Annotated in this window: 23 protein-coding genes and 1 tRNA gene; 12 read left to right on the plus strand and 12 right to left on the minus strand. The window is 67.9% G+C overall.

Going from position 1 to position 23,812, the window contains the following annotated elements; translation table 11 throughout:
• The first annotated feature begins 10 nt into the window (after positions 1-10).
• The 4 genes from AC3WOH_RS10065 to AC3WOH_RS10080 are packed head-to-tail and all read left to right on the plus strand — an operon-like array spanning position 11 to position 3,816.
• A complete protein-coding gene (locus tag AC3WOH_RS10065) occupies positions 11-1,300 on the plus strand; it encodes an ABC transporter substrate-binding protein (RefSeq protein ID WP_492229217.1) in 1,290 nt (429 codons plus the stop codon).
• 7 nt (positions 1,301-1,307) lie between these two features.
• Positions 1,308-2,237 carry a branched-chain amino acid ABC transporter permease gene (locus tag AC3WOH_RS10070; RefSeq protein ID WP_492229218.1) on the plus strand — a complete coding sequence of 310 codons (930 nt, stop codon included), beginning with the start codon at positions 1,308-1,310 and terminating at the stop codon, positions 2,235-2,237.
• Positions 2,230-2,976, plus strand: coding sequence for an SDR family NAD(P)-dependent oxidoreductase (locus AC3WOH_RS10075; RefSeq protein WP_492229219.1), 747 nt, complete (start codon positions 2,230-2,232; stop codon positions 2,974-2,976). The genes AC3WOH_RS10070 and AC3WOH_RS10075 overlap by 8 nt, the downstream gene beginning before the upstream one ends.
• 3 nt (positions 2,977-2,979) lie before the next feature.
• Complete coding sequence (locus AC3WOH_RS10080; RefSeq protein ID WP_492229220.1) at positions 2,980-3,816, plus strand: SDR family NAD(P)-dependent oxidoreductase; 837 nt, start codon at positions 2,980-2,982, stop codon at positions 3,814-3,816.
• A 14-nt stretch (positions 3,817-3,830) separates the two neighbouring features.
• On the opposite strand, the gene AC3WOH_RS10085 is transcribed toward AC3WOH_RS10080, so the two are convergent.
• A complete protein-coding gene (locus AC3WOH_RS10085) occupies positions 3,831-4,637 on the minus strand; it encodes a hypothetical protein (RefSeq protein ID WP_492229221.1) in 807 nt (268 codons plus the stop codon).
• A 131-nt stretch (positions 4,638-4,768) separates the two neighbouring features.
• Between AC3WOH_RS10085 and AC3WOH_RS10090 the strand changes: the two genes are divergently transcribed.
• Positions 4,769-5,593, plus strand: coding sequence for a hypothetical protein (locus AC3WOH_RS10090; RefSeq protein ID WP_492229222.1), 825 nt, complete (start codon positions 4,769-4,771; stop codon positions 5,591-5,593).
• A 9-nt stretch (positions 5,594-5,602) separates the two neighbouring features.
• Here the strand turns inward: AC3WOH_RS10090 and AC3WOH_RS10095 are convergent, their stop codons facing one another.
• Positions 5,603-6,961 carry a heavy metal sensor histidine kinase gene (locus AC3WOH_RS10095; RefSeq protein WP_492229223.1) on the minus strand — a complete coding sequence of 453 codons (1,359 nt, stop codon included), beginning with the start codon at positions 6,959-6,961 and terminating at the stop codon, positions 5,603-5,605.
• A complete protein-coding gene (locus AC3WOH_RS10100; protein ID WP_492229224.1) occupies positions 6,958-7,647 on the minus strand; it encodes a heavy metal response regulator transcription factor in 690 nt (229 codons plus the stop codon). The genes AC3WOH_RS10095 and AC3WOH_RS10100 overlap by 4 nt, the downstream gene beginning before the upstream one ends.
• A 134-nt stretch (positions 7,648-7,781) precedes the next feature.
• On the opposite strand from AC3WOH_RS10100, the gene AC3WOH_RS10105 reads away from it, so the two are divergent.
• The gene (locus AC3WOH_RS10105; protein WP_492229225.1) at positions 7,782-8,120 is read left to right on the plus strand and encodes a DUF4148 domain-containing protein; all 339 of its coding nucleotides are present in this window, start codon (positions 7,782-7,784) and stop codon (positions 8,118-8,120) included.
• A 57-nt stretch (positions 8,121-8,177) separates the two neighbouring features.
• Here the strand turns inward: AC3WOH_RS10105 and AC3WOH_RS10110 are convergent, their stop codons facing one another.
• Entirely contained in the window at positions 8,178-9,806 is a 1,629-nt protein-coding gene (locus AC3WOH_RS10110) for a methyl-accepting chemotaxis protein (protein WP_492229226.1), read from the minus strand.
• A 239-nt stretch (positions 9,807-10,045) separates the two neighbouring features.
• Entirely contained in the window at positions 10,046-10,432 is a 387-nt protein-coding gene (locus tag AC3WOH_RS10115) for a hypothetical protein (protein ID WP_492229227.1), read from the minus strand.
• Between the two features lie 200 nt (positions 10,433-10,632).
• Here AC3WOH_RS10115 and AC3WOH_RS10120 point away from each other — a divergent pair, with 200 nt between their 5' ends.
• Positions 10,633-10,887: a hypothetical protein gene (locus tag AC3WOH_RS10120; protein ID WP_184861304.1), complete on the plus strand. Its 255-nt coding sequence runs from the start codon at positions 10,633-10,635 to the stop codon at positions 10,885-10,887.
• 181 nt (positions 10,888-11,068) lie between these two features.
• On the opposite strand, the gene AC3WOH_RS10125 is transcribed toward AC3WOH_RS10120, so the two are convergent.
• The 7 genes from AC3WOH_RS10125 to cysS all read right to left on the minus strand — a co-directional run bounded on the left by AC3WOH_RS10125 (position 11,069) and on the right by cysS (position 19,158).
• A tRNA-Ser gene (locus AC3WOH_RS10125) sits at positions 11,069-11,161 on the minus strand.
• Between the two features lie 59 nt (positions 11,162-11,220).
• Entirely contained in the window at positions 11,221-12,489 is a 1,269-nt protein-coding gene (locus AC3WOH_RS10130; protein ID WP_492229228.1) for an aspartate kinase, read from the minus strand.
• A 145-nt stretch (positions 12,490-12,634) separates the two neighbouring features.
• Complete coding sequence (tilS, locus tag AC3WOH_RS10135) at positions 12,635-13,606, minus strand: tRNA lysidine(34) synthetase TilS (RefSeq protein ID WP_492229229.1); 972 nt, start codon at positions 13,604-13,606, stop codon at positions 12,635-12,637.
• 97 nt (positions 13,607-13,703) lie between these two features.
• Complete coding sequence (locus tag AC3WOH_RS10140) at positions 13,704-15,554, minus strand: methyl-accepting chemotaxis protein (protein WP_492229239.1); 1,851 nt, start codon at positions 15,552-15,554, stop codon at positions 13,704-13,706.
• Between the two features lie 146 nt (positions 15,555-15,700).
• On the minus strand, positions 15,701-16,675 hold the full coding sequence (locus tag AC3WOH_RS10145) for an acetyl-CoA carboxylase carboxyltransferase subunit alpha (protein ID WP_184861296.1): 975 nt from the start codon (positions 16,673-16,675) through the stop codon (positions 15,701-15,703).
• Between the two features lie 98 nt (positions 16,676-16,773).
• Positions 16,774-17,502, minus strand: coding sequence for a DNA-3-methyladenine glycosylase family protein (locus AC3WOH_RS10150; protein ID WP_492229230.1), 729 nt, complete (start codon positions 17,500-17,502; stop codon positions 16,774-16,776).
• Between the two features lie 210 nt (positions 17,503-17,712).
• Positions 17,713-19,158 carry a cysteine--tRNA ligase gene (cysS, locus tag AC3WOH_RS10155; protein WP_492229231.1) on the minus strand — a complete coding sequence of 482 codons (1,446 nt, stop codon included), beginning with the start codon at positions 19,156-19,158 and terminating at the stop codon, positions 17,713-17,715.
• Between the two features lie 217 nt (positions 19,159-19,375).
• Here cysS and AC3WOH_RS10160 point away from each other — a divergent pair, with 217 nt between their 5' ends.
• The 5 genes from AC3WOH_RS10160 to AC3WOH_RS10180 all read left to right on the plus strand — a co-directional run bounded on the left by AC3WOH_RS10160 (position 19,376) and on the right by AC3WOH_RS10180 (position 23,738).
• Positions 19,376-20,449, plus strand: a complete 1,074-nt coding sequence (locus AC3WOH_RS10160) for a L,D-transpeptidase Cds6 family protein (protein ID WP_492229232.1) — start codon at positions 19,376-19,378, stop codon at positions 20,447-20,449.
• Between the two features lie 78 nt (positions 20,450-20,527).
• Positions 20,528-21,808, plus strand: a complete 1,281-nt coding sequence (locus AC3WOH_RS10165; protein ID WP_492229233.1) for a L,D-transpeptidase family protein — start codon at positions 20,528-20,530, stop codon at positions 21,806-21,808.
• Positions 21,805-22,386, plus strand: a complete 582-nt coding sequence (locus tag AC3WOH_RS10170; RefSeq protein WP_492229234.1) for a peptidylprolyl isomerase — start codon at positions 21,805-21,807, stop codon at positions 22,384-22,386. The genes AC3WOH_RS10165 and AC3WOH_RS10170 overlap by 4 nt, the downstream gene beginning before the upstream one ends.
• Positions 22,387-22,426: 40 nt before the next feature.
• Positions 22,427-22,933, plus strand: coding sequence for a peptidylprolyl isomerase (locus tag AC3WOH_RS10175; protein WP_492229235.1), 507 nt, complete (start codon positions 22,427-22,429; stop codon positions 22,931-22,933).
• Positions 22,934-22,958: 25 nt separating this feature from the next.
• Positions 22,959-23,738 carry a UDP-2,3-diacylglucosamine diphosphatase gene (locus AC3WOH_RS10180; RefSeq protein ID WP_492229236.1) on the plus strand — a complete coding sequence of 260 codons (780 nt, stop codon included), beginning with the start codon at positions 22,959-22,961 and terminating at the stop codon, positions 23,736-23,738.
• Positions 23,739-23,812 lie beyond the last annotated feature (74 nt).

The following is a 23,812-nucleotide window of genomic DNA, read 5'->3' on the forward strand; positions in this document are numbered from 1 at the left end:
GCCCGGCGCCATGAGCAGCAGCACCAGCATCAACCGGCGGCGCCTGGTCCGCGGCACGGCGGCGGCCGTGCTCGGCGCCATGGGGCCCTGGCAGCTCCACCATGCCTGGGCCCAGGCGCGCGGCAAGAAGCCGCTGCGCATCGGGCTGACCACCGACGACACCGGCCAGTACGGCGCCAGCGGGCAGGACGAGCAGCGCGGCATCCTGATGGCGGTGCACGAGGCCAACGAACGCGGCGGCGCGCTGGGCCGCCCCATCGAAACGGTGCACGCCGACACCGGCGGCGATCCGGCCAAGGCCACCGCCGTGGCGCGCCACATGCTGGAGCAGCAGGACTGCGCCTTCCTGGTCGGTGCCGTGCACTCCGGCGCCGCCAGCGCCATCTCCACGGTGGCGCAGCGGCACGGCTGCATCTACTTCAACACCAATTCGAGTTCGCCCACCGAGGCCGGCAAGGACTGCCACCGCACCAAGTTCGTCTGGGACGGCAATGGCACGAACTTCTCGACCTCCATCGTGCGCGGCGCCATGACCGGTTTCGGCCGCGAGTGGGCGCTCATCACCAGCGACTATGCCTGGGGCCGCACCACCGCCCAGGGCATCCGCGCCATCGTCGAGGGCAACGGCGGCACCATCGTGCAGGAGATGGTGGTGCCCCAGAACACGCGCGATTTCTCGACCCAGCTGCAGCGCATCCAGCAGATCAAGCCGGGCGTGATCGCCACTGCCGTGGGCGGCGACGACGTCAAGGCCCTGCGCGAGCAGGTGCGCACCGCCAAAATGGACCGCATCTTCGGCTGGATCAACAACCAGCAGGACTGGCCCGACGTCTACGGTGCCGGGCCCGAGGTGCTGTTCGGCATCTTCGGCACCACGTGGTACTGGGGCCTGCGCCTGGCCGGGGTGGCCGAGTTCAACGCCCGCTATGCCAAGGCCAACCCGGGCTACCGCATCCGCAAGCCGGGCAATGTCTTCTACAACGGCTACATGGCCACGCGCGAGCTGCTGCGCGCCATCGAGCGCGTGGGCAGCACGCACAACATCCGCCTCATCAAGGAGCTGGAGGCGCTGCGCATCCCGGCCGCGCAGCGCATGCAGCACCATGAAGCATGGATGAACCCCGCCACGCACCAGCTGCAGCAGACCATCTACATGGCCGCTTACAACACCCAGCCGCGCGAGCCGGACGATAGCTTCCGCATCCTGGGCCAGCAGCGGCCCGACGAGGTGCAGGACCGCGACAGCCTGCGCACCTGTCAACTCGAGTCGTACGCAGCGACCCCCATCTTCGAACCCTAGGACCCCCATGGACTGGCTTTTTCAACTGCTGCCGCACCTGGTCAACGGCATCTCGCTGGGGCTGCTGTTCGCGCTGATCGCGCTGGGCTTCATGCTCATCGTCGGCGTCATGGAAACCATCAACCTCGCGCACGGCTCGCTGTTCGCCTTGGGCATGTACGTCGCGCTGTTCTTCGTCTCGCCGCAGCTGGGCTGGTTCCCGGGCCTGCAGGCCTGGTACATGGCCCTGCCCATCGAGACACGCTACCTGGTGGCGCTGCTGCTGGCGCCGGTGTTCGTGGGCCTGTTCGGCATGCTGCTGGAGCTTTGCATGCGCCGCACCTACGGGCGCGACCCGCTCTACGGCCTGCTGCTGACCTTTGGCGCGGCCCTGGTGATCGAGGAGACCATCCGCCTGGTGTGGGGCTCCAACGAGAAGCAGCTGGCCCTGCCGGCCGCGATCTCGGGCGCCTTCCTGCTCGGCGACCTGATCTATTCGAAGTACCGCTTCTTCGCCAGCGGCTTCGCGGTGCTGATGATCGGGGCGCTGTGGCTGTTTCTGGAACGCACGCCCTATGGCGCCATCATCAAGGCCGGCGCGCACGACAGCGAGATGGTGCGCGCCCTGGGCATCAACTTGAAGCGCCTGCGCCTGCTGGTGTTCGGCATCGGCGTGGGCCTCGCGGCAATTGCCGGCGTGGTGATGGCGCCCATCTGGGGCATACGCCCGCACGTGGGGGTGGATGCGGTGGTGCCCGCCTTTTTGATCATCGTATTGGGCGGCGTGGGCTCGCTCTGGGGGGCCGTGATCGCCGGCCTCATGGTGGGCATGGTCGTGGGGCTGACCGGGGCGTATGCTTCGGAATGGTCGCTGATGTCCATGTACCTGTTGTTCATCGCCGTGGTGACCTTCCGCTCCCGCGGCCTGTTCGGAAAGAAGAGTGTGCTGGATGTCTGAACCCCTGAAAGACAAGGTGGCCATCGTCACAGGTGCCGCAGGCACCATGGGCCTGGCGGCCGTGAAGGTGCTGCTCGAAGACGGCTGCAAAGTGGCCTTGGTGGACGTGAACGAGCAGCGCACGGCCGACCTGGCCACGGCGCTGGGCCCGCGCGCCCTGCCCTTCGCATTCGACATCAGCGACGCGCAGGCGGTGCAGGCCGGCCATGCCGCCATCGTGCGCGCCCTGGGGCCGGTAGACATCCTGCTCAACAATGCCGGCGTGCTCTCCAACAACAAGTCCGAAGCGACGAGCCCCGCCGAATGGCGCCAGGTGCTGGGCGCCAACCTCGACGGCGCCTTCTACCTGGCGCAGTGCGTGGTGCCGGCCATGAAGGCGCGGCGCTTCGGCCGCATCATCAACACCTGCTCGCTCGCGGCCAAGACCGGCGGACTCACCGCGGGCACGGCGTACTCCGTCTCCAAGGGCGCCATGACCTCGCTGACCTTTTCGCTGGCGCGCGAGCTCGCACCCTTCGGCGTCACGGCCAACGGCATCTCGCCGGCCTATGTGAAGACGCCCATGATCACGGAGCAGCTCGACGAAGAGCAGCGCCAGAAGCTGCTGCGCGACATCCCCGTGGGGCGCTTCTGCGAGCCCGAGGAATTCGCCCACGTAGTGCGCTTTCTTGCATCGCCGCTGGCCGGCTTCATCACCGGGGAGATCATCGATCTCAACGGTGGCCTGCTGATGGACTGACGCATGGCAGGCAACGACAACACCCCTGGCCAAGGCATCACGCCGCGCATCGCCTTCACCCAAGAGCTTTCCGGATTGTTCGACCTGGCCGGCAAGGTGGCCTATGTGCCGGGCGGCTACGGAGGCATCGGCGAGGCCATCGCCTGGGCATTGGCGCTGGCGGGTGCGAAAGTAGCCGTCTCGGGCCGCGACGCTGCGCGCGCGCAGGCGCTGGCGGCCGAACTGCAGGCAGCGGGCCATCAGGCCCTGGGCCTGGCCATGGACGCGCACTCCGTGCAAAGCATCCGTGACAGCGTGGACGGGGTCGCCGCGCACTTCGGGCGGCTGGACATCCTTGCCAACTGCGTGGGCATGCAGCGCGAAGAGGCGCTGCTGGAGGTGACCGAGGAAGCCTTCGACGAGGTCATGCAGGTCAACCTCAAGTCCGCCATGTTCCTGGCCCAGGCCACGGCACGCCACCAGATCGCGGGCGGTCGGGGCGGTGCCCAGGTGCACCTCTCCTCGGTGCGCTCCCAGCTGGGCCTGCGCGGGCGCGGCTACTCGGCCTACTGCGCGAGCAAGGGCGCACTCACCCTGCTCATCCGCCAGCATGCGAGCGAGCTGGCGCCGCACGGCATCACCGTCAACGGCATCGCGCCCACCGTGGTGCGCACCGAGATGGCCCGCCACTGGCTGGAAAACCCCGAGACCCGCGCCCAGGTGCTGGGCCGCATCCCCCTGGGCCGCGTGGCCGACCCCAAGGACGTGGCCGGCGCCGCAGTGTTCTTCACCAGCCCTGCCGCCTCGTTCGTCACCGGGCAGGTGCTGTACATCGACGGGGGGATCACGGCGAGCCAGTAGGCCGTGGCCACTGCCTAAAGGTACTTGCTGCGGACCATCTCGATGGTCTGCGAACACAGCGAGGGGTCGCTGTCGGACAAGGAAGGCAGCTCCACACAGGTGGACAAGGGCATGCGGAAGGGATCGCTGCGGCTCTGGTCCTCCACCACCATGCGGCCGTCTTCCGTGCGCACGTGGTAGCGCGTGCGGAACGACGGGGCAGGCGGCCGGTCCATCGACGAACCGGCCACCGCACCGAGTACACCCGCAAGCACCTGCACGCCGGCCGAGTAGTTGTTGCCGGGGCGAAACGCGCGGTCGATGTACGCGGCCTGGCCCAGCATGGCGCCCGTATAAGCCCCGCCGGTGGTGCCGGGCGTGGACTCGTCCACCGTCTGGGCATCGGCAATCCATCCGTACCGACCCGCGTGCAGCAGCTCGACCCGCCACCGCGACGCAATGGCCACGCGCTCGTCCTCCGTCAGCGCGGTCCAGATGGCGGACTTGATGCGGGCGGCCGGCTTCGCGGCTGCGGGCACCGGACCGCGGTAGACCGGATCGAAGGGCTCTGCCGACACAGGCACCGTGGGCGCATAGCTGAGCGCACGCTCGGTCTGCCGCACGGACTGGTTGAGCGCCTGGATCTCATGGCCCAGCAGGTCGGCATCGGCAGCCGTGGGGTCGGCTGTGAGGCGGGCGCGCAGCAGGGCACGGCGGGCGACGGCATCGTCCAGCTGGATTTCAAGCCCCCCCCGCATCTTCAGCGGCGGTGCAGCCCAGGCCACCGGACAGCTGCCCAGCAGCACCGCCCAGCACCAGCCCGCCATACCGAATCGCCGCATTCCGCTCCCCCGCATACCTGCCTCGCTTTGCCCCACGCCATCTGCGGCGCAGTGGCACCCATCATACAAACCACCGGTGGTGGCGTGGCCCTAAAATTCAGCCCCCGGCCGCCCAGGACCACGAAACGCCCATGCCCCACCATGCCCTCTGGCGCAGCGCCATCCTCATGGCCCTGGCCGCAGCCACCACGCTCGCAAGCGCACAGCCCTCGGACCTGCTGCTGGAGGCTTGCAACCGGCTGCCCGACGCGAAGAAGCGGCTGGCCTGCTTCAAGGAAGCCACCCGACAGCCCGCGGCGACGCCAGCCGCTGCACAGCCGGTAGCAGCGCCCGCCGCCCCGCCCGCACCGACCGTGGCAGCCACTGCGGCCACGGCCGCCAGCCCGTTGCCGCCGCTGACCCTGGCCGAGGCGGTACGGATGTGCACCCGCTTGATCACCGTCGCCCAAGGGCGCGAAGCCGAGGCAGCCGAAAGCGCCGAGACCTCCTCCGCCAGCGAGATGTCCGTGGCCTGGCCGGCCCTGCCCGGCAAACAGCCGGTGTACTGCAACCTGAGCCGGGCAGAGCACCGGATCACCTCCATCACCAACAACGGCAAAGTGGCCAGCGGCGACCTGCTCGCGGGCCTGCAGGCGCGCGCTGCGCAGCGCGAGGACATCCAGGCCGGTAACTACGTGCGCTTTCTCGCCAGCGCCAAGGAAGCACTCAAGGCGCGCATCCCGGTGCCGGAGGCCGCCCAGTACCGCAGGCTGTTCGTGAGCTCCGGCCCCCTGCACATGCTGTGCGGCGAGGTCGACACAGGCAGCGCGTCCGGCGCGCAGCAAGGATTCCAACGTTTCTATGTCTCGGGTGATCCGCAACTCCTGGCCATCGACAGTCGCAAGACCGCACGGGTGTTCGAGGCCACCTGGGCCTCCGTGTGCACGCACAAGCTGGCGGACATCGCCAGTTTTTGACGCACCGCCTCAGCCGCAGGCCAGCTCCAGCCCGATGCGCGTGACGCCCTGCGCCGATGTGGCCAGCGTGCGTCCGCCATGCATGCGCGCAATGGCGTCGGTGATGGCCAGGCCCAGGCCGTGGTTGGCCTGGCTGTGGCTGCGCGCGGGGTCGGCGCGGTAGAAGCGGTCGAACAGGCGCGCCAGCACCTGGGGGTCGACATCGGGTCCGCGGTTTTCCACCCCCAGTTCCACCGCCCCATCGGGCCGTTGTGCCAGGCACACGCGCACCGTGCTGCCGGCCAGCGCGTAACGCGTGGCATTGCCGATCAGGTTGGACAGGGCGCGGTGCAGCAGCGGCACATCGAAAGCGCCAGCCGCATCGCCGACCACCTGCAGCGTGAGGCCCGCCTCCTGCAGCGCCGCCTCGTGGTAGTCGGCCACCTGCGCGGCCACGGCCGCCAGGCTGGCCACCGGCACGCGGCGCGCCTGGGCACCGCGGTCGGCCTGCGAGAGGAACAGCATGTCGTTGACAATGCCGGTCATGCGCTGCAGTTCCTCCAGGTTGGAGGCCAGCACCTCGGCCACCTCACCCGCTTCCCCTGCAGACCCGCCGCCGCGCCCCAATGAACGCAACGCCAGCTCATTGTTGGCCAGCAGCGTGGCCAAGGGCGTGCACAGTTCGTGCGCCACATCGGCGTTGAAGCCCTCCATCTGGGCATAGGCCTTTTCCAGCCGGCCCAGCAGTGCGTTGAACTGCCCGACCAGCGGCTGCAGCTCGGCCGGCTGGCCCGTGCCATCGAGCCGCTGGTGCAGGGTGCGCGCCGAGAGTTCGCGCGTCTGCGCCGCCATCTGGCGCACGGGCGCCAGGCCCAGGTGCACCAGCACAAAGCCGCCCAGCGAGACCACGACCGTGCCGGCCAATGCCGCCAGGGCCAGCGTGATGGCCAGGCGGCGCAGCAGCGCCTGGTCGGGCTGCACATCCATGCGCAGCTGCACCTGCAGCGGGGCTTCGGCTCCGCGTGCCACCTCGAAGCGCAGCTCGCGCGCGGCAGCCAGTGGCGCCGCCTCGGCCGCACCGGGGTACACCCGCCGCCCGTCGCCGGTGGTGACCAGCAGGCGGAAGTTCTCGTGCCCCGCCAGGAAGTCGTCCAGAGGGTGGCGGGCCTGCGGGGTGGCAGCGGGGTGCCCTTCGCTGTCCGTGAGCAGGTGGCGCAGGATGCCTTCCTTCTGCTGCAGGGCATCTTCCTGCCGCGCGGCAAAACCCGCCGCCGTGACCAGGTAGACCACCAGGCAGACAGCGCCCAGCCCGGCCAGGCTCTGCACCGCCAGCCACCACGACAGCCGGCTGCGCAGCGAGCGGTGCGCCAGCGCAGGCGGCGCCATCATGGCGCGCGCTCCTCCAGCACATAGCCCATGCCGCGGATGGTGTGCAGCAGCGGCGTGGGAAAGGGCACATCCATCTTGCTGCGCAGCCGGCGCACGGCGACCTCGACGACATTGGTCTCGCTGTCGAAATTCATGTCCCACACCTGCGAGGCGATCTCGGTGCGCGACAGCACCTCGCCCCGGCGGCGCAGGAACAGGGTGAGCAAGAGGAATTCCTGCGCCGTCAGGTCCAGCCGCTGGCCCGCGCGCGTGGCCTTGCGGCGCAGCAGGTCCAGCTCCAGGTCGGCCAGCTGCAGCACGGCCTCGGTCTGGCCTGCCTGCGCACCGCCCTGGCTGCGGCGCGTGATGGCCTCGATGCGTGCCACCAGCTCCGAAAACGCGAAGGGCTTGACCAGGTAGTCGTCGGCCCCCGTCTGCAGGCCGCGCACGCGGTCGTCCACGCCCACGCGGGCGGTGAGCATGAGCACGGGGGTCTGGCGCGTCTTGCGCAAGGCCGCCAGCAGGCTCAGGCCGTCGATGCCGGGCAGCATCACGTCGAGCACCAGCACGGCGTAGTCGCCTTCGAGCGCCAGGTGCAGGCCGTCGACGCCATCGTGCGCGACATCGACCACATGGCCCGCCTCGGTGAGCCCTTTGCGCAGGTACTGCGCGAGCTTGGCCTCGTCCTCGATGAGCAGGATTTTCATGCCCGGATTGTCGAAGAACCGGGCCCGCGCACGCATTACAAATTCGTCATCTGCGCGTGGGGGTTTGGACGGTGGCGGCTTCCTACAGTGAGGCCATCCATCCAACCCGGCAACCCAACGAAAGGACCTTGACCATGACCACCGCACGCAACGCCCTCTTCCTGTCACTGGCCGCCCTGGCCATCGCCGCCCCGGCCCAGGCCTCGGCGGTCTACCACGCGGCCGGCGGCGAGATCGGCTACACCCAGCACCCCGACCACCAGCAGGCCAGCAGCCGCCAGCGCAGCGAGGTGCTCGGCGAGATCGAGGCGGCCCGCAAGGACGGCACCCTGGCCCTGCTCTCGCGCGGCATCGCGCTGCCGGAACCCAAGACGGCCCCGGCCAAGACCCGGGCGCAGGTGCAGGACGAATACCTGGGCATGAGCGACGCCGAGAAGCGCCGCCTGCAGGAGATGCTTGGCGCGGGCGGCTGAGCCCGGAGGCCCGGCCCGCGCCGTCCCCGGCGCGGGAACGCGCCGGCCGGGGCATGTTCAGTGCAGCAGCAATCGCTGCTGCCCGCTGCCCTCGATCTTGAACACCGAGACCGACCTCACCAGGTCGTCGGCCTGCGCGCGCAGGCTGGAGGCGGCTGCCGCCATCTCCTCGACCAGGGCCGCGTTCTGCTGCGTGGCCTGGTCCATCAGCGTGACCGCCTCGCCGACCTGCGACACGCCCGAGCTCTGCTCGGTGCTGGCGGAGCTGATCTCCCCCATGAGGCGGGTCACGCTCTGGATGCTGGCCACCACCTCGTCCATGGTGGTGCCGGCCTTGTCCACCAGCGCCGAGCCATGCTCCACGCGGCCCACGCTCTCGGTGATGAGCTGCTTGATCTCCTTGGCCGCCTGGGCGCTGCGCTGGGCCAGGGTGCGTACCTCGCCGGCCACCACCGCAAAGCCGCGCCCCTGGTCGCCCGCGCGCGCCGCCTCCACGGCCGCATTCAGCGCCAGGATATTGGTCTGGAAGGCGATGCCGTCGATCACACTGATGATGTCGTTGATCTTGCGGCTGGAGTCGTTGATGCCCTTCATGGTCTCCACCACCTGCGCCACCACCTCCCCGCCCTGCTGGGCAATGGTGGAGGCCGAATGCGCCAGCCTGTTGGCGTTGACCGCGTTGTCGGCGTTCTGGCGCACGGTGGAACCCAGCTGCTCCATCGACGCTGCCGTCTGCTGCAAGGCACTGGCCTGCTGCTCGGTGCGGGTGGACAGGTTGTGGTTGCCCTGGGCGATCTCGGAGCTGGCGGTGGACACGCTCACCGAGCCCTCGCGCACCCCCGCCACCAACTCCGAAAGGCTGCGGCGCATGCCCTCCATCGCGCCGACCAGCGAGGCGATCTCGTCCTTGCCATGGGCCACCAGCGGGCGCGCCAGATTGCCATGGGCGAACTCCTGCGTCGCCGCACCGGCCTCGCGCAGCGGCCCGACGATGGAACGCGTGGTCAGGTAGCCAAGCACCACGGCGAACGCCACGACCACCACGCTCAGCACGATGAGCTGCATGCGCAGCGATTCGAACTGGCGCATCGATTGCTCGCTGGCCTGCTGGCTGATCCGGTCGCCCTCGGCGAGAAAGGCGTTGATGTCCCCCACCAGGCGCACCAGCAGCGGGCGGCACTCGGCATTGATCTTCTTGATGGCAGCGTCCTTCTCGCCCACGCTGCCCAGGCGCGTGATCTCCAGCGCAATCGGGCCGTAGGCCGCCTCGGTCGCCTGGATCTGGCCGAGCAGCTTGCGCAGCGGCTCGGCCACCTCGGGCTGGGCCGCCTTCAGGGCCTCGTCGACCTTCTGGATGCCCTTACCCACCCCCTCGTGGGCCGCGGCGATGAGCTTGACCTCGGCTGCCGCATCGGCCGGCGTGCTGGTGATCACCAAGTTGCGGGCGGCCACCGCGCGGGCGTTGGCCGCATCGAGCACGCTGCTGCCCAGGCCCTTGATCACATCCAGGTGGTTGACCTGGTTCTCCAGATTGCCCTGGGTGATCGACTGGCCCCGTATGCCCATGACCGCGACGAGGACAAGGGCACAGGCCAGGACGGCATAGCCAATGGCCAGACGCGCCCTGATGGACAAGCTCTGCAGGAAATTCATCATCGCGAAGTTCTCCCTACGTTGGGCGCGCATGCGCAAAATCCACCGGCCAAGGCCGGTTTACCGCGTAATTTGCCCATCCCTCCCCGCCAGCCCTACAGGCCCTTACAGGCCCCGCTGCACGCGCTCTTGTGTGGATCTTGCAGCGCGCAGACACGTGGAGGAAATGCTCTCTGACGCTACCTTGCGCTTCCTGCCCCCGGCTGGCAAGTTTTTTCTTGCCACCAGGCATGCCAGCGCCGCCTCGCCCAGGGCCACACCGACCCTACGCCCTACGCCCTGCGCGATGCGCCGGAGGCCGAAATCCGCGGGTAGGCCACCATCAGCGCGCCACCGAGCATGGCCGTGCCGTTCGCATAGACCCACAGTTCGCCTTCGAACAGCAGCGCGGTGAACACGGTGATCCCGAAGACAATGGCCACGATGGTGAACAAGGCCATCGCCACCTGCCGGCGGTGCGAGGGCGCCATCGCCACCCCGGCCAGCACGAACACGGCCCCCAGCATCGCGCCGGAACCGAGCTCGATGAGCAGCGTACCCAGTACACCGTGTCCCATCTGCCAGGCACTGATGAACTTGGTCAGGCGCTGCGCCACAAAGGCGGCGGCAAAAGCAGCGGGCAACAGCAGCAGCCAGCGCATGAACTTGCTTTTCAACATTCCCTCGGGTTCCTTGTCTGTACCACCGCTTTTCTGCCCTGCAGGGTGCGGGTCACTGAGAAATGTACCCATTTGCCAGCGGGAACGGGCAGGCGCCCGGGGTACGCCCACCGTCTTGGTATGCCCCCATCCCCCGAATCGGTGATGGTCAAAAGCCCGCCTGCTGCCGACAATGAAGCGCGTTCAGAAAGGGGGAAACCATGCGTTGGATCGTGGTGGCCATCTGTTTCGTTCCAGCCATCGCCTTTGCGGCGATGGACATGCCACGGGCTTCCGTGGCCCTGGTCGGCGTGTTGAACCTGGCCTACCTGCTTGCATTGAGCAGCGGTGTAGGCTGGCTGGTTCAGCAGGTCGCCCAGACCTCGGGGCGCTTCACCCCGAAAGCCGAAGCCGTCCTGAGCGGCGCCTGTGCCCTGGTCGTAGGGCCGCTGCTGTGGTTCGTGCTGTTTCGCTAGGGAATCCACCCCCTGCATCCGCGCCTTGCAGATCGGCAGCGGCGCCGATACCCTTCCAACCACCTCGCCATGCCAGGCCGACTCCGGCCTTCCGAACGCCTTGTTCAAGCCTGGTCACGCATTCCTGGTGCCCGCCCAACAAAAAACCCCAAGCGATCAAAAATCACTTGGGGTTCATGTTTGGCGGAAACGGAGGGATTCGAACCCTCGATGAGGCTCTACACCCCATACTCCCTTAGCAGGGGAGCACCTTCGGCCACTCGGTCACGTTTCCAATCCCGCTATTATGCCCCATTTTTGGAGCACTTCAGCCGAGTTGGGGTCGGATGGTGCTCAGGCGGCAGGCTGGTCCAGCTCGAACGCCTTGTGCAGCGCGCGCACGGCCAGCTCGACGTACTTCTCGTCGATCACGACCGAGGTCTTGATTTCCGAGGTCGAGATCATCTGGATGTTGATGCCCTCTTCGCTCAGCACGCGGAACATCTTGCTGGCCACGCCGACGTGGCTGCGCATGCCGATGCCCACGATGGAGACCTTGCAGATCTTGGCGTCGCCCACGACTTCCTGGGCACCCAGCTCGGGCACGACCTTTTCCTTGAGCAGGTCCACGGTGCGGGCATAGTCGCCGCGGTTCACGGTGAAGCTGAAGTCGGTCTTGCCGTCCTTGCTCAGGTTCTGGATGATCACGTCGACTTCGATGTTGGCATCGGCCACGGCACCCAGGATCTGGTAGGCGATGCCTGGCTTGTCGGGCACGCCCAGCACGGAGATCTTGGCCTCGTCGCGGTTGAATGCGATGCCGGATACAACGGCTTGTTCCATTTTTTCGTCTTCCTCAAAAGTGATCAGCGTGCCGGACTTGGCTTCTTCGTTGATGTCGATGTCCCAGGGCGTGAAGCTCGACAGCACGCGCATGGGCACCTTGTACTTGCCTGCAAATTCCACGGAGCGGATCTGCAGGACCTTGCTGCCCAGGCTGGCCATTTCGAGCATTTCCTCGAAGCTGACGGTGTGCAGGCGGCGCGCTTCGGGCACGACGCGCGGGTCGGTGGTGTACACGCCGTCCACGTCGGTGTAGATCAGGCACTCATCGGCCTTCATCGCGGCGGCCACGGCCACGGCGGAGGTGTCCGATCCCCCACGGCCCAGCGTGGTGATGTTGCCTTCGTCGTCGATGCCCTGGAAACCCGTGACGATCACGACCTTGCCCTGGGCCAGGTCGGCGCGCACGCGCTGGTCGTCGATGGATTCGATGCGGGCCTTGGTGTAGCTGCTGTCGGTGCGAATCGGCACTTGCCAGCCGGCGTAGCTCACCGAGCCCATGCCTTCGGTCTGCAGCGCAATGGCCAGCAGGGCCGAGGAGGCCTGCTCGCCGGTGGCGGCCAGCATGTCCAGCTCGCGGTTGTAGGCCTCGGTGGCGCGCGGGGGAGCGAGTTCCTTGGCCAGGGCGAGCAGGCGGTTGGTTTCGCCACTCATGGCGCTGGGCACGACCACCATCTGGTGGCCTGCGCGGGCCCACTTGGCCACGCGCTTGGCGACGTTGCGGATGCGCTCCGGGGAGCCCATCGACGTGCCGCCGTATTTGTGAACGATCAATGCCATTGGATTTCTGGGGTGACGAAACACTTGCCACGGCGCCGGTTGGACACTGTTTTGGCGCGCCGCTGTTTTTCGTGCAGATGGGAAAGCAGGGCCTGTTCCGTGCGATTCCTGCCAAACCGGGGCGGTTTCATCAGGGCGACACGGATCAGTCCCCAGGGACCAAAACCTGGGGATTGTACCAATCGAGCCCGGGCCCCGAGCGCACCACGTAGCCGGAACCCACCTTGATGCGGATGCGGTGGCCGCGCGTGGTGCATGCCGCCACCTGGCCGAGCAGCTCGGCCAGTTGCGCCGCCGTGGGCGTGGTGTGGTGCACGCTGCGCAACCAGTGGCGCAGCACATTGGCCTGGCGGGCGCGGCCAAGGGCCTGCAGCGCGGCCAACTGCGGCGGCACACCCACCTGGGCCAGATCGGCCACGGCCACCTCGTCGAGCAGCGCGCTGGCCTGCGCGGCGTTGTCGGCAGAGCGCGCAAACGTATCCCGGAACGCGGGGAACGCGGCTTCGAGCACGGGCAGAACCTGCGCGCGGATGCGGTTGCGCGTGTAGTGCAGATCAGCATTGGTGGGGTCTTCCACCCAGCGCTCGCCCTGCCCCCGCAGCCAGTCGCGCACGGCCTGGCCCGGCACGCGCAGCAGCGGGCGGTGCCAGGGAAGGCCCGCACGCTGCCACTGTGCGGGCATGGAGGCCAGGCCCGCCACACCGGCACCACGCGACAGGGCGAGCAGCAGCGTCTCCACCTGGTCGTCGGCATGCTGGGCCAGCGCGATGGATGCCGTGCCCTGCACGGCCGGCGCCTGCAGCAGGGCCGCATCGAGGGCGGCGTAGCGGCCCTGGCGCGCCGCGTCCTCAGGGCTCTGGCTGGGTGCCGGACGGGCGTCGATGCGCTGCACGGCCAACGGCACCGCCAGGCGCGCGCACAGGTCCACGCAGTGCGCCTCAAAGCCATCGGCCGCTGCCTGCAGGCCGTGGTGCACATGGATGGCCCGCACCTGCCCCGGCCAGCGCCGCGCGCAGGCCAGCAGCAGCGCGGTGGAATCGGCCCCGCCGCTCAGCCCAACGGCCAGCGGCAGCGCGGGCGCAAAGGCCGCGATGGCGGCCTCCAGCGATTGCGTCATGCGTGCAGCCCCCGCACCCGGCCCGCGGGGGAGGGCACGTGGTGAATGGCAAGGGAGTGCAGGCGGCAGCGCATGGCCGCCGATTATCGCTGGCCGCTCACTGCGGAGCAGACAGCCGCGGCGCCCCGTGCGCGCCGCCATCGGCCGACAGCCGGAAGGTGCCCACCACCTCTGACAGGCGCACCGACTGGTCCTTGAGGCTTTGCGCCGCGGCCGCGCTCTCTTCCACCAGCGCGGCGTTCTGCTGCGTCATCTGGTCCAGGTGCGAGACGGCCTGGCCGACCTCGTTGATGCTGGTGCTCTGCTCGTTGGTCGATGCGGTGATCTCGGCCATGATGTCGGTCACGCGCTGCACCGAGTTCACGATGTCGGTCATGGTGGCGCCGGCATCGTGCACCAGGCGCGAGCCATTCTCCACCTGGCCGACCGAGGCGCTGATGAGCAGCTTGATCTCCTTGGCCGCCTCGGCGCTGCGTTGTGCCAAGCTGCGCACCTCGCTGGCCACCACGGCGAAGCCGCGGCCCTGCTCGCCGGCCCGCGCCGCCTCCACCGCGGCGTTCAGGGCCAGAATGTTGGTCTGGAAGGCAATGCCGTCGATGGTGCCGATGATGTCGCTGATCTTGCGCGACGCGGCGTTGATCTCGTCCATGGTGCTCACCACATTGCCCACCACCGTGCCACCGTGCTGGGCCACGCTGGAGGCCTGGGCCACGAGCTGGTTGGCCTGGCGCGCGGCATCGGCGTTGTGGCGCACGGTCTCGGTCAGTTGCTGCATGGAGGCCGAGGTCTCCTCCAGGCTCGACGCGGTGAGCTCGGTGCGCCCGCTCAGGTCGTGGTTGCCCGTGGCGATCTCCTCGGCCGCCACGCGCACCGAGTTGCTGGCATCGCGGATCTGCGCCAGCACCCCCGCGAGCTTGCCGGCAAAGCTGTTGAAGCTGGCGGCAATCTGCGCGAGCTCGTCCTCGCCCTGCGCGTCGATGCGGCGCGACAGGTCGCCGTCGCCCGCGCCGATCTCGTGCATGGCATCGCGCACCAGGGTCAGCTGGCGCAGCCGCCGCGACAGGATGCCTGCCAGCACCACCAGGGCCACCAGCAGCACCACGATGCCTGCGCCCAGTGACACCTGCAGCATGGTGCGGATAGCGGCCAGCCCCTCGCCGCGGTCCAGCGCAATCGCCAGCAGCCAGGGCGTGCCGGTCACGGGCGCAACAGTGAGCAGCATGGCCCGGCCCTGCAGGTCCACGGCATTGAGGTCGGCACGCTTGGCCATGTCGGCCAGCGCCGTGGCCGTGAGCGAGGGGGCCAGGTCGGTCGCGGGCTTGAGCGCCAGCTTCACCTCGGGGTGGGCGATGATGTTGCCGTCGCTCCCCACCAGAAAGGCATAGCTTGCGGGCGTGGGCTTGATGGACGCCACATTGGCCACCACCGCCGCCAGCGACACATCGCCCGCCATCACGGCCTTCACGCCTGCGCCTTCGCGAGCGGCCTTGGCAAAGGTGACCACCAGGCCGGCGCCGCCCGCATCAGGGTACGGCGCCGTGAGGATGGTGGCCTGCGCATCGGCCGCCTGCTTGTACCAGGGCCGCCCGGTGGGGTCGTAGTCGGGCGGCAGGTTCTGCTTTTCCGAGAACACCGTGCGCTTGTCCGCATAGCCGAAGTAGGTGGTCAGGAAGTTGCCGGCCTTGGCCAGCATGAGCAGTGGCTTGGCGGCGTCGGCATCGTCGAGCGCGGCGGCCGCCGACTCGACCACAGTGGCCTTGCCGCGCGCCCAGTCGCGCAAGGTCTCGATGTGGCTGTGCGCCAGGGCCTGCGACTGCGCGGTGAGCGAGGCGTACGCCTGGGATCGGGCCGTGAGGTAATTGGCCACCGTGAGGGCCAGCAGGCCTGCCACGAGGCAGGCCACCGAGACCAGCAGGATCTGGCCCTTGAGCGTCTTCAGGAACGACATGCGCAGCCCCCTTCGATCCACCCGCGCCACGGCGGGCGATCCGGCCATGCTACATCCGGTTACGGGTGATGCGCTACTGGCCCTCGGCACAGAGCGCAAAAAAAACAACGGCCCGAAAGGGCCGTTGGCTGCATCCAGAAGGGCGCTCAGCGCTCGGATTTGGTGTCGCTGAAGCGGCCGTAGCTCTGCAGGCGCTCGTAGCGGCGCTCCAGCAGGTCCTTGGTTTTGAGGTCCGCCACCTGGCGGAAGGCATCGCCCAGGGCGCGCTTCAAGAAGGCGGCCATCTGCTTGTGGTCGCGGTGACCACCGCCCACGGGTTCGTTGACGATCTTGTCCACCAGGCCCAGGGCCTTGAGGCGGTGGGCGGTGATGCCCAGGGCGTCGGCCGCTTCCTGGGCCTTCTCGCTGGTCTTCCAGAGGATGGAGGCGCAGCCCTCGGGGCTGATCACCGAGTAGATGGCGTACTGCAGCATCACCACCTGGTCGGCCACGCTGATGGCCAGCGCGCCGCCCGAGCCGCCTTCGCCGATGATGGTGGTGATGATGGGCACTTCGAGCTGCGCCATCTCGAAGATGTTGCGGCCGATGGCTTCGGACTGGCCACGCTCCTCGGCGTCGATGCCGGGGTAGGCGCCAGGCGTGTCCACGAAAGTGAACACGGGCAGCTTGAACTTCTCGGCCGTTTTCATCAGGCGCAGGGCCTTGCGGTAGCCCTCGGGCTTGCTCATGCCGAAGTTGCGCATGGCGCGCTCCTTGGTGTCGCGCCCCTTCTGGTGGCCCAGCACCATGCAGGCATGGCCGTTGAAACGCGCCAGGCCGCCCACGATGGACAGGTCATCCGCGTAGTGGCGGTCGCCGTGCAGCTCGACGAAGTCGGTGAAGATGTCGCGCACGTAGTCGAGCGTGTAGGGGCGCTCGGGGTGGCGGGCGATCTTGGTGATCTGCCAGGGCGACAGCTCGGCGTAGATGTCCTTGGTGAGCTGCTGGCTCTTCTTGCTCAGCTGGTCGATCTCTTCCGAGATGTCGACGGCGCTCTCGGTCTGCACGTAGCGCAGCTCTTCGATTTTGGTTTCGAGTTCGGCAATCGGCTGCTCGAAATCCAGAAAGGTCTTTTTCGCCAACGTAGTTCTCCTTGGGTCGCGCCCGGGGCACGTGCCATGAATGAGGCACGCACTGTAACCGACGCGTTACGAGTTTTGCTTGACGCCTGTCTGAAAGCTCAGAACGCGACCACAGGTTGGGGGTCCATGGACCGCCAAATATACCAAGTCGCCACGCTCGCCCAGGGCCGCCAGGCCTCGGCGACTTCACGGGCTTCGCTGCGGCTCACCGTCTCGCCCGAGAAGTAGTTGTGGCTGATGCCGCTGATCAACCCCGGATCGTCCAGGGGCAAGACATTGGGGCGCATCAGGTAGAAGATCAGGAACATCTCGGCCGTCCAGCGGCCGATGCCGCGAATGGCCACCAGCTCGGCAATGATGGCCTCGTCGTCCATCGACGCCCAGTCCTTCACGTGCAGCTTGCCGCCATCGAAGTGCAGGGCCAGGTCCACCAGGTAGTCCACCTTGCGCGCCGACAGGCCGGCCGCGCGCATGTCGTCCACCTTGAGCTTGAGCACATTGGCCGGCTTCATGCCGCGCGGCAGCTTGGAAAAGCGCTCCCACACGGCCTGGGCGGACTGCGCCGAGACCTGCTGGCCCACGATGGAGCGCGCCAGCGTGGTGAAGGCATCGCGCCGGGTCTGCAACGCGGCGTCGCCGAACTGCGGGATCAGGCGCTTCATCACCCGGTCCTTCTTCATCAGGTGCTTGCAGGCCTCGGCCCAGTAGGTGGGCGTGGATGGCACCACGACCTTGGCAGCGGCAGACGACGAATCGGCCGCGGCGGAAACGGCAACGGCCGCAGCAACGGCGGCGACCTCGGGGGCCAACAGTTCTTCTTTAGCCATTTTTTTGCGTACCGCAGCCATGTTGGTTGTTCTTCTTGTTCTCGTGTGCGTTCATTCGTTCTTCGTTCGGGGGCATGCGGATCTTGGTTGTTCTATCTATCTGACTATCTCTGACGGGCTATCGCTATCTGTCTGTCTATCTATCGCTTGGAGCGAACCACAAAACTCGGCGCAGCAACGACGCCAGAATGGTTTGTGGGCCGCTCGCTCTTACTGGGCCGCCTCCCAGGTGGTGCCGGCGGCCGAATCCTTGAGCACGATGCCCTGGGACAGCAGCACCTGGCGTATGCGGTCCGCCTCGGCAAAATTCTTGGCGGCCTTGGCGGCCGCACGCGCGGCGATCTGCTCAGCGATGTATTCCTTGGACGGCGGACCGGAAACCACGGATATGTCGCCCATTTCCAGCGCACTAACGCCACCTGCCACGACCACCTTAGGAGGCATCCACTGCAGGTACGCCTGCGGATCGCCCTGCAGCACCCCCAGGCAGCCGCCCAGGGCCTTGAGCAGGCCGGCCAGCTCAACCGAGCGCGTCTTGTTCACCTCGCCCGCCAGTTCGAACAGCACGGCCATGGCCTCGGGCGTGCCGAAATCCTCGTCCATCGCGGCCTTGAAGCGCGCGGCATAGGGGTCGGCCCAGTCGATGGCGGTCACGGGCGCTGGCGCCACCAGGCTGAGCGCCGTGTACAGGCGCTTCAGGGCATTGCGCGCGTCGTCCAGATGGGCATCGCTGTAGTTCAGGGCGCTGCGGTAGTGGGCACGCACGATGAAGAAGCGCACCGTCTCGACGTCGTACTTCGCCAGCACCTCGCGGATGGTGAAGAAGTTGCCGAGCGACTTGCTCATCTTCTCGTTGTCCACGCGCACGAAGCCGTTGTGCACCCAGAACTTCGCCAGGGGCTTGCCGTTGGCGCCTTCGCTCTGGGCGATCTCGTTTTCGTGGTGCGGGAACTGCAGATCCATGCCGCCACCGTGGATGTCGAAGGTCTCGCCCAGCGTGGCGCCGCACATGGCCGAGCACTCGATGTGCCAGCCGGGGCGGCCCGAGCCGAAGGCACTGTCCCACTTGGCCTCGGGCGGCTCCTCGGGCTTGGAGGCCTTCCACAATACGAAATCAAGCGGATCTTCCTTGCCGTCGAGCACAGCCACGCGCTCGCCCGCGCGCAGCTCGTCGATGGACTTGCCCGACAGCTTGCCGTAGCCATCGAACTTGCGCACCGAGTAGTTCACATCGCCGTTGCTGGCGCGGTAGGCCAGGCCCTTGCTTTCGAGCGTGCCGATCAGCGAGAGCATCTGCGGCACGTACTCGGTGGCGCGCGGCTCGATCGAGGGCGGCTCGATGCCCAGGGCCGCGATGTCGGTGTGCATGGCGGCGATCATCTCGTCCGTGAGCGCACGGATGGTGATGCCGCGCTCCAGCGCGCGCTTGATGATCTTGTCGTCGATGTCCGTGATGTTGCGCACGTAGGTCACGCGCAGGCCGCTGGCACGCAGCCAGCGCTGCACCACGTCGAAGGCCATCATCATGCGGGCGTGGCCGATGTGGCACAGGTCGTAAATGGTCATGCCGCACACATACATGCGCACATGGCCAGGTTCGAGCGGGGAAAAGTTCTCCAACTCACGCGACAGCGTGTTGTAGATGCGCAAGCTCATGGAATGTCAGTCTGGGGAAATCGGCAGGGGGGTGTGGGTGAAGCCTGTTCACCCGGCAGCAGCGGGAAACAGGCCCCGACAGGGGCGCACCCAGCGTGGGCGCCCATCGAAATCACCAGCGGCAACAGCGCACCGTCATGACCACCCCCTCAGCTACAATCCGCCGCAGTATAAGCCCCGCCAGGGTCCGACGCTGTCAAACACCTTCCATACCCTCATGAAGCAACCCGTTAGCCGCACCCTCCCCCGACTCCTGCGCCTGGTGGCCCTGACCGCCCTGATCGGCTCCGGTCTCGCGCATGCGGCCGACGACTACGCGGACATCACGCAACTGCTCAAGGCCGGCAAGGCGGGCGAAGCCCTGGCCAAGGCCGACCAGCGCCTGGCGGCCAACCCGCGTGACCCGCAGCTGCGCTTTCTGCGCGGCGTGGCCCAGTCCGACTCGGGCAAGCCCACCGAGGCCATCGCCACCTTCACCAAGCTGACCGAGGAATACCCCGAGCTGCCCGAGCCCTACAACAACCTGGCCGTGCTCTACGCCAACCAGAACCAGTTGGACAAGGCCCGCACCGCGCTGGAGATGGCCATCCGCACCAACCCCAGCTACGCCACCGCGCACGAGAACCTGGGCGACATCTACGCCAAGCTGGCCAGCCAGGCCTACAACAAGGCGCTGCAACTCGATGCGACCAACGCCAACTCCGTCAAGCCCAAGCTGGCGCTGATCCGCGAGCTGTTCTCGGCCGACCCGGCGGGCAAGCGCCCTGCCGCCGCAGCCCCTGCACCGGCCCCTGCCGTGGTGGCCACCCAGCGTCCGGCGCCCGCCCCGGCAGCAGCCCCTGCCGGACCAGCACCCGCGCCCGCTGCGGCGCCCACGCCTGCACCAGCCCCCGCCGTTGCGGCCCCGGCACCTGCGGCAGCAGCCCCTGCTGCGCCCGCGGCCGCAGCGGCCGCCACCCAGGACGTGACCGCCGCCGTGCAGGCCTGGGCCGCCGCCTGGGCCGCCAAGGACATGAAGGCCTACCTGGGCGCCTACGACAAGGACTTCGACCCGCCAGGCCGCCAGACCCGCGCCGCCTGGGAGAAAGAGCGCGAAGCGCGCATCGTGGGCAAGTCCAAGATCGCGGTGCAGGTCTCCGACATCACCGTGAGCGTGAGCGGCAACAAGGCCACGGCGCGCTTTCGCCAGGCCTACAGCGCCGACGCACTCAACGTGACCAGCCGCAAGACGCTGGACCTGGTGCAGAACGGCGGCCGCTGGGCCATCGTGCGGGAATCCACCGGCGGCTGATGGGCATGCACGACATGGCGACGGTGCCCACCACCGCGTGGGCTGGCCAACACACCAGCCCCTGAACGACGCACGGACATGATGGTGGAGCCGTCCCCCTGGGGCCGCCGCACGGCGGCCTTTGTCATTGCCATGGCCTGCGCCGCGCAGGCCCTGCCCGCCTTCGCGCAGAACCCGCAGGCGCGCATGCGCACCGGCGCCTCGGCCAAGCCCGCCAAGGCCCCCGAGGCGCTGCGCGACGGCCAGGCCGAAACCCGTCTGCTCGAGGTCTACCAGCTCACCGGCGAAGGCCGCGGCCGCGAGGCCCTGGCCCGCGCAGAAAGCCTGGCGCGCGACTACCCCAACTTCCAGCTGGCCCAACTGGCCCTGGGTGACCTGCTCAACGCCCGCGTGCGGCCCGTGCGCAAGCTCGGCGACGTGCCCGAGACCGACGCCGCGCGCGCCCCCGAGGCCGGCGGCATGCTCGACGAGCTGCGCACCGAATCGCTGCAGCGCGTGCAGGCCCACAGGAACCGCCCGGGCGCTGACCGCATTCCGGCCCAGTTCCTGGAGCTGTCCTCGCGCTCGCGCCATGCGATCGCCATCGACGCCTCGCGCTCGCGCCTGTACCTGTTCGAGAACACCGACAAGGGCCTCAGGCTGGTGGCCGACTACTACGCCTCGGTCGGCAAGCTGGGCATCGAAAAGCTGGTCGAAGGCGACCAGCGCACGCCGCTCGGGGTCTACTTCATCACCAGCCGCCTGGACCCCGCCACGCTCAAGGACTTCTACGGCGCCGGGGCCCTGCCCATCAACTACCCCAACCCGCTGGACCAGAGCCGGGGCAAGACCGGCAGCGGCATCTGGCTGCACGGCACGCCGCCCGACCAGTTCGCGCGCGCACCACTGGCCACCGATGGCTGCGTGGTGCTGGCCAACCCCGACCTGGAGCGCATCCTGCGCCAGGTGGAGCCCCGCTCCACCCCCGTGGTGATCGCCCGCCAGCTGCAGTGGGTGGCCGCGCACAGCGTGCAGGCCGAGCGCAAGGCCTTCGAGGCCGTGCTCAACGCCTGGCGCAGCGCCAAGTCGCAGGGCGACATGGCCAAGCTGACCAGCTTCTATGCGCCCGATTTCCAGAGCTACCGGCAAAAGCCGCTGACCGAATGGACCAGCGTGCTGCAGGCCGAGACGCGCGCCCTCAAGGGCCGCGAGATACAGCTCAAGGACAGGTCTTACCTGCGCTGGACAGACGCCGCCGACACCATGGTGGTAACGTTCGGCGAAGTCGCCGAAGGCGCACGCACCGGCCCCGTCAAGCGCCAGTACTGGAAACGCAAGGGCCAGCAATGGCAAATATTCTTTGAAGGAGTGATTGGATGATTTCCAAGAGAAACGCGGCCCTGTCGCTGGCCAGCATCGCACTGTCCGCCCTCGTCGGCATCGCCCCGGCCCAGGCGCAGGACGCCCCCAAGGTCAAGCTCGCCACCTCCATGGGCGACATCGTGCTGCAACTCGACCCCGCCAAGGCGCCCAAGTCGGTCGAGAACTTCCTGGCCTACGTGAACGCCAAGCACTACGACGGCACCATCTTCCACCGCGTGATGGACGGCTTCATGATCCAGGGCGGCGGCTTCACGCCCGAGATGCAGCAAAAGCCCACGCGCTCGCCCATCCCGCTGGAAGCCAAGAACGGCCTGAAGAACGACCTCTACACCGTGGCCATGGCGCGCACGTCCATTCCCGATTCGGCCACCGCGCAGTTCTTCATCAACGTGAAGAACAACGACAGCCTGAACGCCCCCAGCCCCGACGGCCACGGCTATGCCGTGTTCGGCAAGGTCGTGAGCGGCACCGAAGTGGTCGACAAGATCAAGGCCGTGGCCACCGGCAACAAGGGCGGCCATGCCAACGTGCCCACCACCTCCATCGTCATCACCTCGGCCACGGTCGTGAAGTGACCGGCGACCCCTCCACCCCTTTTCTGAAGAAAGCATTGCCATGAGCAACCCCCAAGTCGAACTGCACATCGCCGGCTACGGCGTCATCACCCTCGAACTCGACGCCGCCAAGGCGCCCAAGTCGGTGGAGAACTTCCTGGCCTACGTGAACAAGGGCCACTACAACAACACCATCTTCCACCGCGTGATCCTCGGCTTCATGGTGCAAGGCGGCGGCTTCGAACCCGGCATGTCGCAAAAGGGCACCGACGCCCCGATCCAGAACGAAGCCAACAACGGCCTGAAGAACGCCAACTACACCGTGGCCATGGCCCGCACGAGCGATCCGCACTCTGCGACCGCCCAGTTCTTCATCAACGTCGCCGACAACGGCTTCCTGAACCACACCGCTCCCTCGGCCCAGGGCTGGGGCTATGCCGTTTTCGGCAAGGTGGTCTCGGGCGCCGACGTGGTGGACAAGATCAAGGCCGTGAAGACCGGCCGCAAGGGCTTCCACGATGACGTGCCAAAGGAAGACGTGATCATCGAGAAGGCAGTCGCGCTGTAATCTGCAGCGTACGCCGCGTCACCCCGTGACCACGACCGTGCCCCGGTTCGAGGAGCTCATCGCTCCCTCGCACTGGCGCACGGTCGATTTCATTTCGGACCTGCACCTGCAGGCCAGCGAGCCCGCCACGGTGGCCGCGTTCCGGCACTACCTGCAGACCACCAGCGCCGATGCACTGTTCATCCTGGGCGACCTGTTCGAGGTCTGGGTGGGCGACGATGCCATTGACGAGCCCGGCAGCTTCGAGGCCGAGGGCTGCGCCGCACTGTTCGCCGCCTCGCAGCGCCTGCCGCTGTACTTCATGCACGGCAACCGCGACTTCCTGGCCGGCCCGGCCTTTCTGCAGCGCACCGGCATGACCGGCCTGGCTGACCCCACGGTGCTGGTCTTCGATGGCCAGCGCATCGTGCTCAGCCACGGCGACCTGCTGTGCCTGGACGACGTGGACTACCAGCGCTTTCGCGTGCAGGCGCGCAGCAGCGCCTGGCAGCAGGCCTTTCTTTCGCAACCCCTGGCCATGCGCCGTGCCCAGGCGCGCGGCATCCGCCAGGAGAGCGAGAACAAGAAGCAATCGGGCGCCGCCTACGCCGACCTGGACGCCCCCGCCACCCTCGCCTGGCTGCAGGCCGCCCAGGCCGCCACTCTGGTGCACGGCCACACCCACCGGCCCGCAGAGCACGCCCTCGCCCCCGGCCTCACCCGCGTGGTGCTGAGCGACTGGGATGCTGCCGCATTGCCCCCGCGGCTGGAAACACTGCGTTTGTCGGACGCGGGCTTGGAACGCATCGCACTCGACCCAAGTTAGCAGGCTGTTGAATTTCATCCCCGTAAAACCTGGCGTTCAAGAGCATCGTTGTAGATACTGACGACTCCCTCAAC

Source organism: Acidovorax sp. FW305-C-20-28 (assembly GCF_058783375.1).

What these genes read in the sequence shown, in the direction of transcription:
- AC3WOH_RS10150 (WP_492229230.1), bottom strand. Translation starts at nt 17,502, where the DNA reads ATGGCTAAAGAAGAACTGTTGGCCCCCGAGGTCGCCGCCGTTGCTGCG.
- AC3WOH_RS10175 (WP_492229235.1), top strand. Translation starts at nt 22,427, where the DNA reads ATGAGCAACCCCCAAGTCGAACTGCACATCGCCGGCTACGGCGTCATC.
- AC3WOH_RS10070 (WP_492229218.1), top strand. Translation starts at nt 1,308, where the DNA reads ATGGACTGGCTTTTTCAACTGCTGCCGCACCTGGTCAACGGCATCTCG.
- AC3WOH_RS10130 (WP_492229228.1), bottom strand. Translation starts at nt 12,489, where the DNA reads ATGGCATTGATCGTTCACAAATACGGCGGCACGTCGATGGGCTCCCCG.
- AC3WOH_RS10095 (WP_492229223.1), bottom strand. Translation starts at nt 6,961, where the DNA reads ATGATGGCGCCGCCTGCGCTGGCGCACCGCTCGCTGCGCAGCCGGCTG.
- AC3WOH_RS10100 (WP_492229224.1), bottom strand. Translation starts at nt 7,647, where the DNA reads ATGAAAATCCTGCTCATCGAGGACGAGGCCAAGCTCGCGCAGTACCTG.
- AC3WOH_RS10160 (WP_492229232.1), top strand. Translation starts at nt 19,376, where the DNA reads ATGAAGCAACCCGTTAGCCGCACCCTCCCCCGACTCCTGCGCCTGGTG.
- AC3WOH_RS10105 (WP_492229225.1), top strand. Translation starts at nt 7,782, where the DNA reads ATGACCACCGCACGCAACGCCCTCTTCCTGTCACTGGCCGCCCTGGCC.
- AC3WOH_RS10120 (WP_184861304.1), top strand. Translation starts at nt 10,633, where the DNA reads ATGCGTTGGATCGTGGTGGCCATCTGTTTCGTTCCAGCCATCGCCTTT.
- AC3WOH_RS10085 (WP_492229221.1), bottom strand. Translation starts at nt 4,637, where the DNA reads ATGCGGCGATTCGGTATGGCGGGCTGGTGCTGGGCGGTGCTGCTGGGC.
- AC3WOH_RS10165 (WP_492229233.1), top strand. Translation starts at nt 20,528, where the DNA reads ATGATGGTGGAGCCGTCCCCCTGGGGCCGCCGCACGGCGGCCTTTGTC.
- AC3WOH_RS10170 (WP_492229234.1), top strand. Translation starts at nt 21,805, where the DNA reads ATGATTTCCAAGAGAAACGCGGCCCTGTCGCTGGCCAGCATCGCACTG.
- cysS (WP_492229231.1), bottom strand. Translation starts at nt 19,158, where the DNA reads ATGAGCTTGCGCATCTACAACACGCTGTCGCGTGAGTTGGAGAACTTT.
- tilS (WP_492229229.1), bottom strand. Translation starts at nt 13,606, where the DNA reads ATGACGCAATCGCTGGAGGCCGCCATCGCGGCCTTTGCGCCCGCGCTG.
- AC3WOH_RS10080 (WP_492229220.1), top strand. Translation starts at nt 2,980, where the DNA reads ATGGCAGGCAACGACAACACCCCTGGCCAAGGCATCACGCCGCGCATC.
- AC3WOH_RS10065 (WP_492229217.1), top strand. Translation starts at nt 11, where the DNA reads ATGAGCAGCAGCACCAGCATCAACCGGCGGCGCCTGGTCCGCGGCACG.
- AC3WOH_RS10090 (WP_492229222.1), top strand. Translation starts at nt 4,769, where the DNA reads ATGCCCCACCATGCCCTCTGGCGCAGCGCCATCCTCATGGCCCTGGCC.
- AC3WOH_RS10115 (WP_492229227.1), bottom strand. Translation starts at nt 10,432, where the DNA reads ATGTTGAAAAGCAAGTTCATGCGCTGGCTGCTGCTGTTGCCCGCTGCT.
- AC3WOH_RS10075 (WP_492229219.1), top strand. Translation starts at nt 2,230, where the DNA reads ATGTCTGAACCCCTGAAAGACAAGGTGGCCATCGTCACAGGTGCCGCA.
- AC3WOH_RS10140 (WP_492229239.1), bottom strand. Translation starts at nt 15,554, where the DNA reads ATGTCGTTCCTGAAGACGCTCAAGGGCCAGATCCTGCTGGTCTCGGTG.
- AC3WOH_RS10110 (WP_492229226.1), bottom strand. Translation starts at nt 9,806, where the DNA reads ATGCGCGCCCAACGTAGGGAGAACTTCGCGATGATGAATTTCCTGCAG.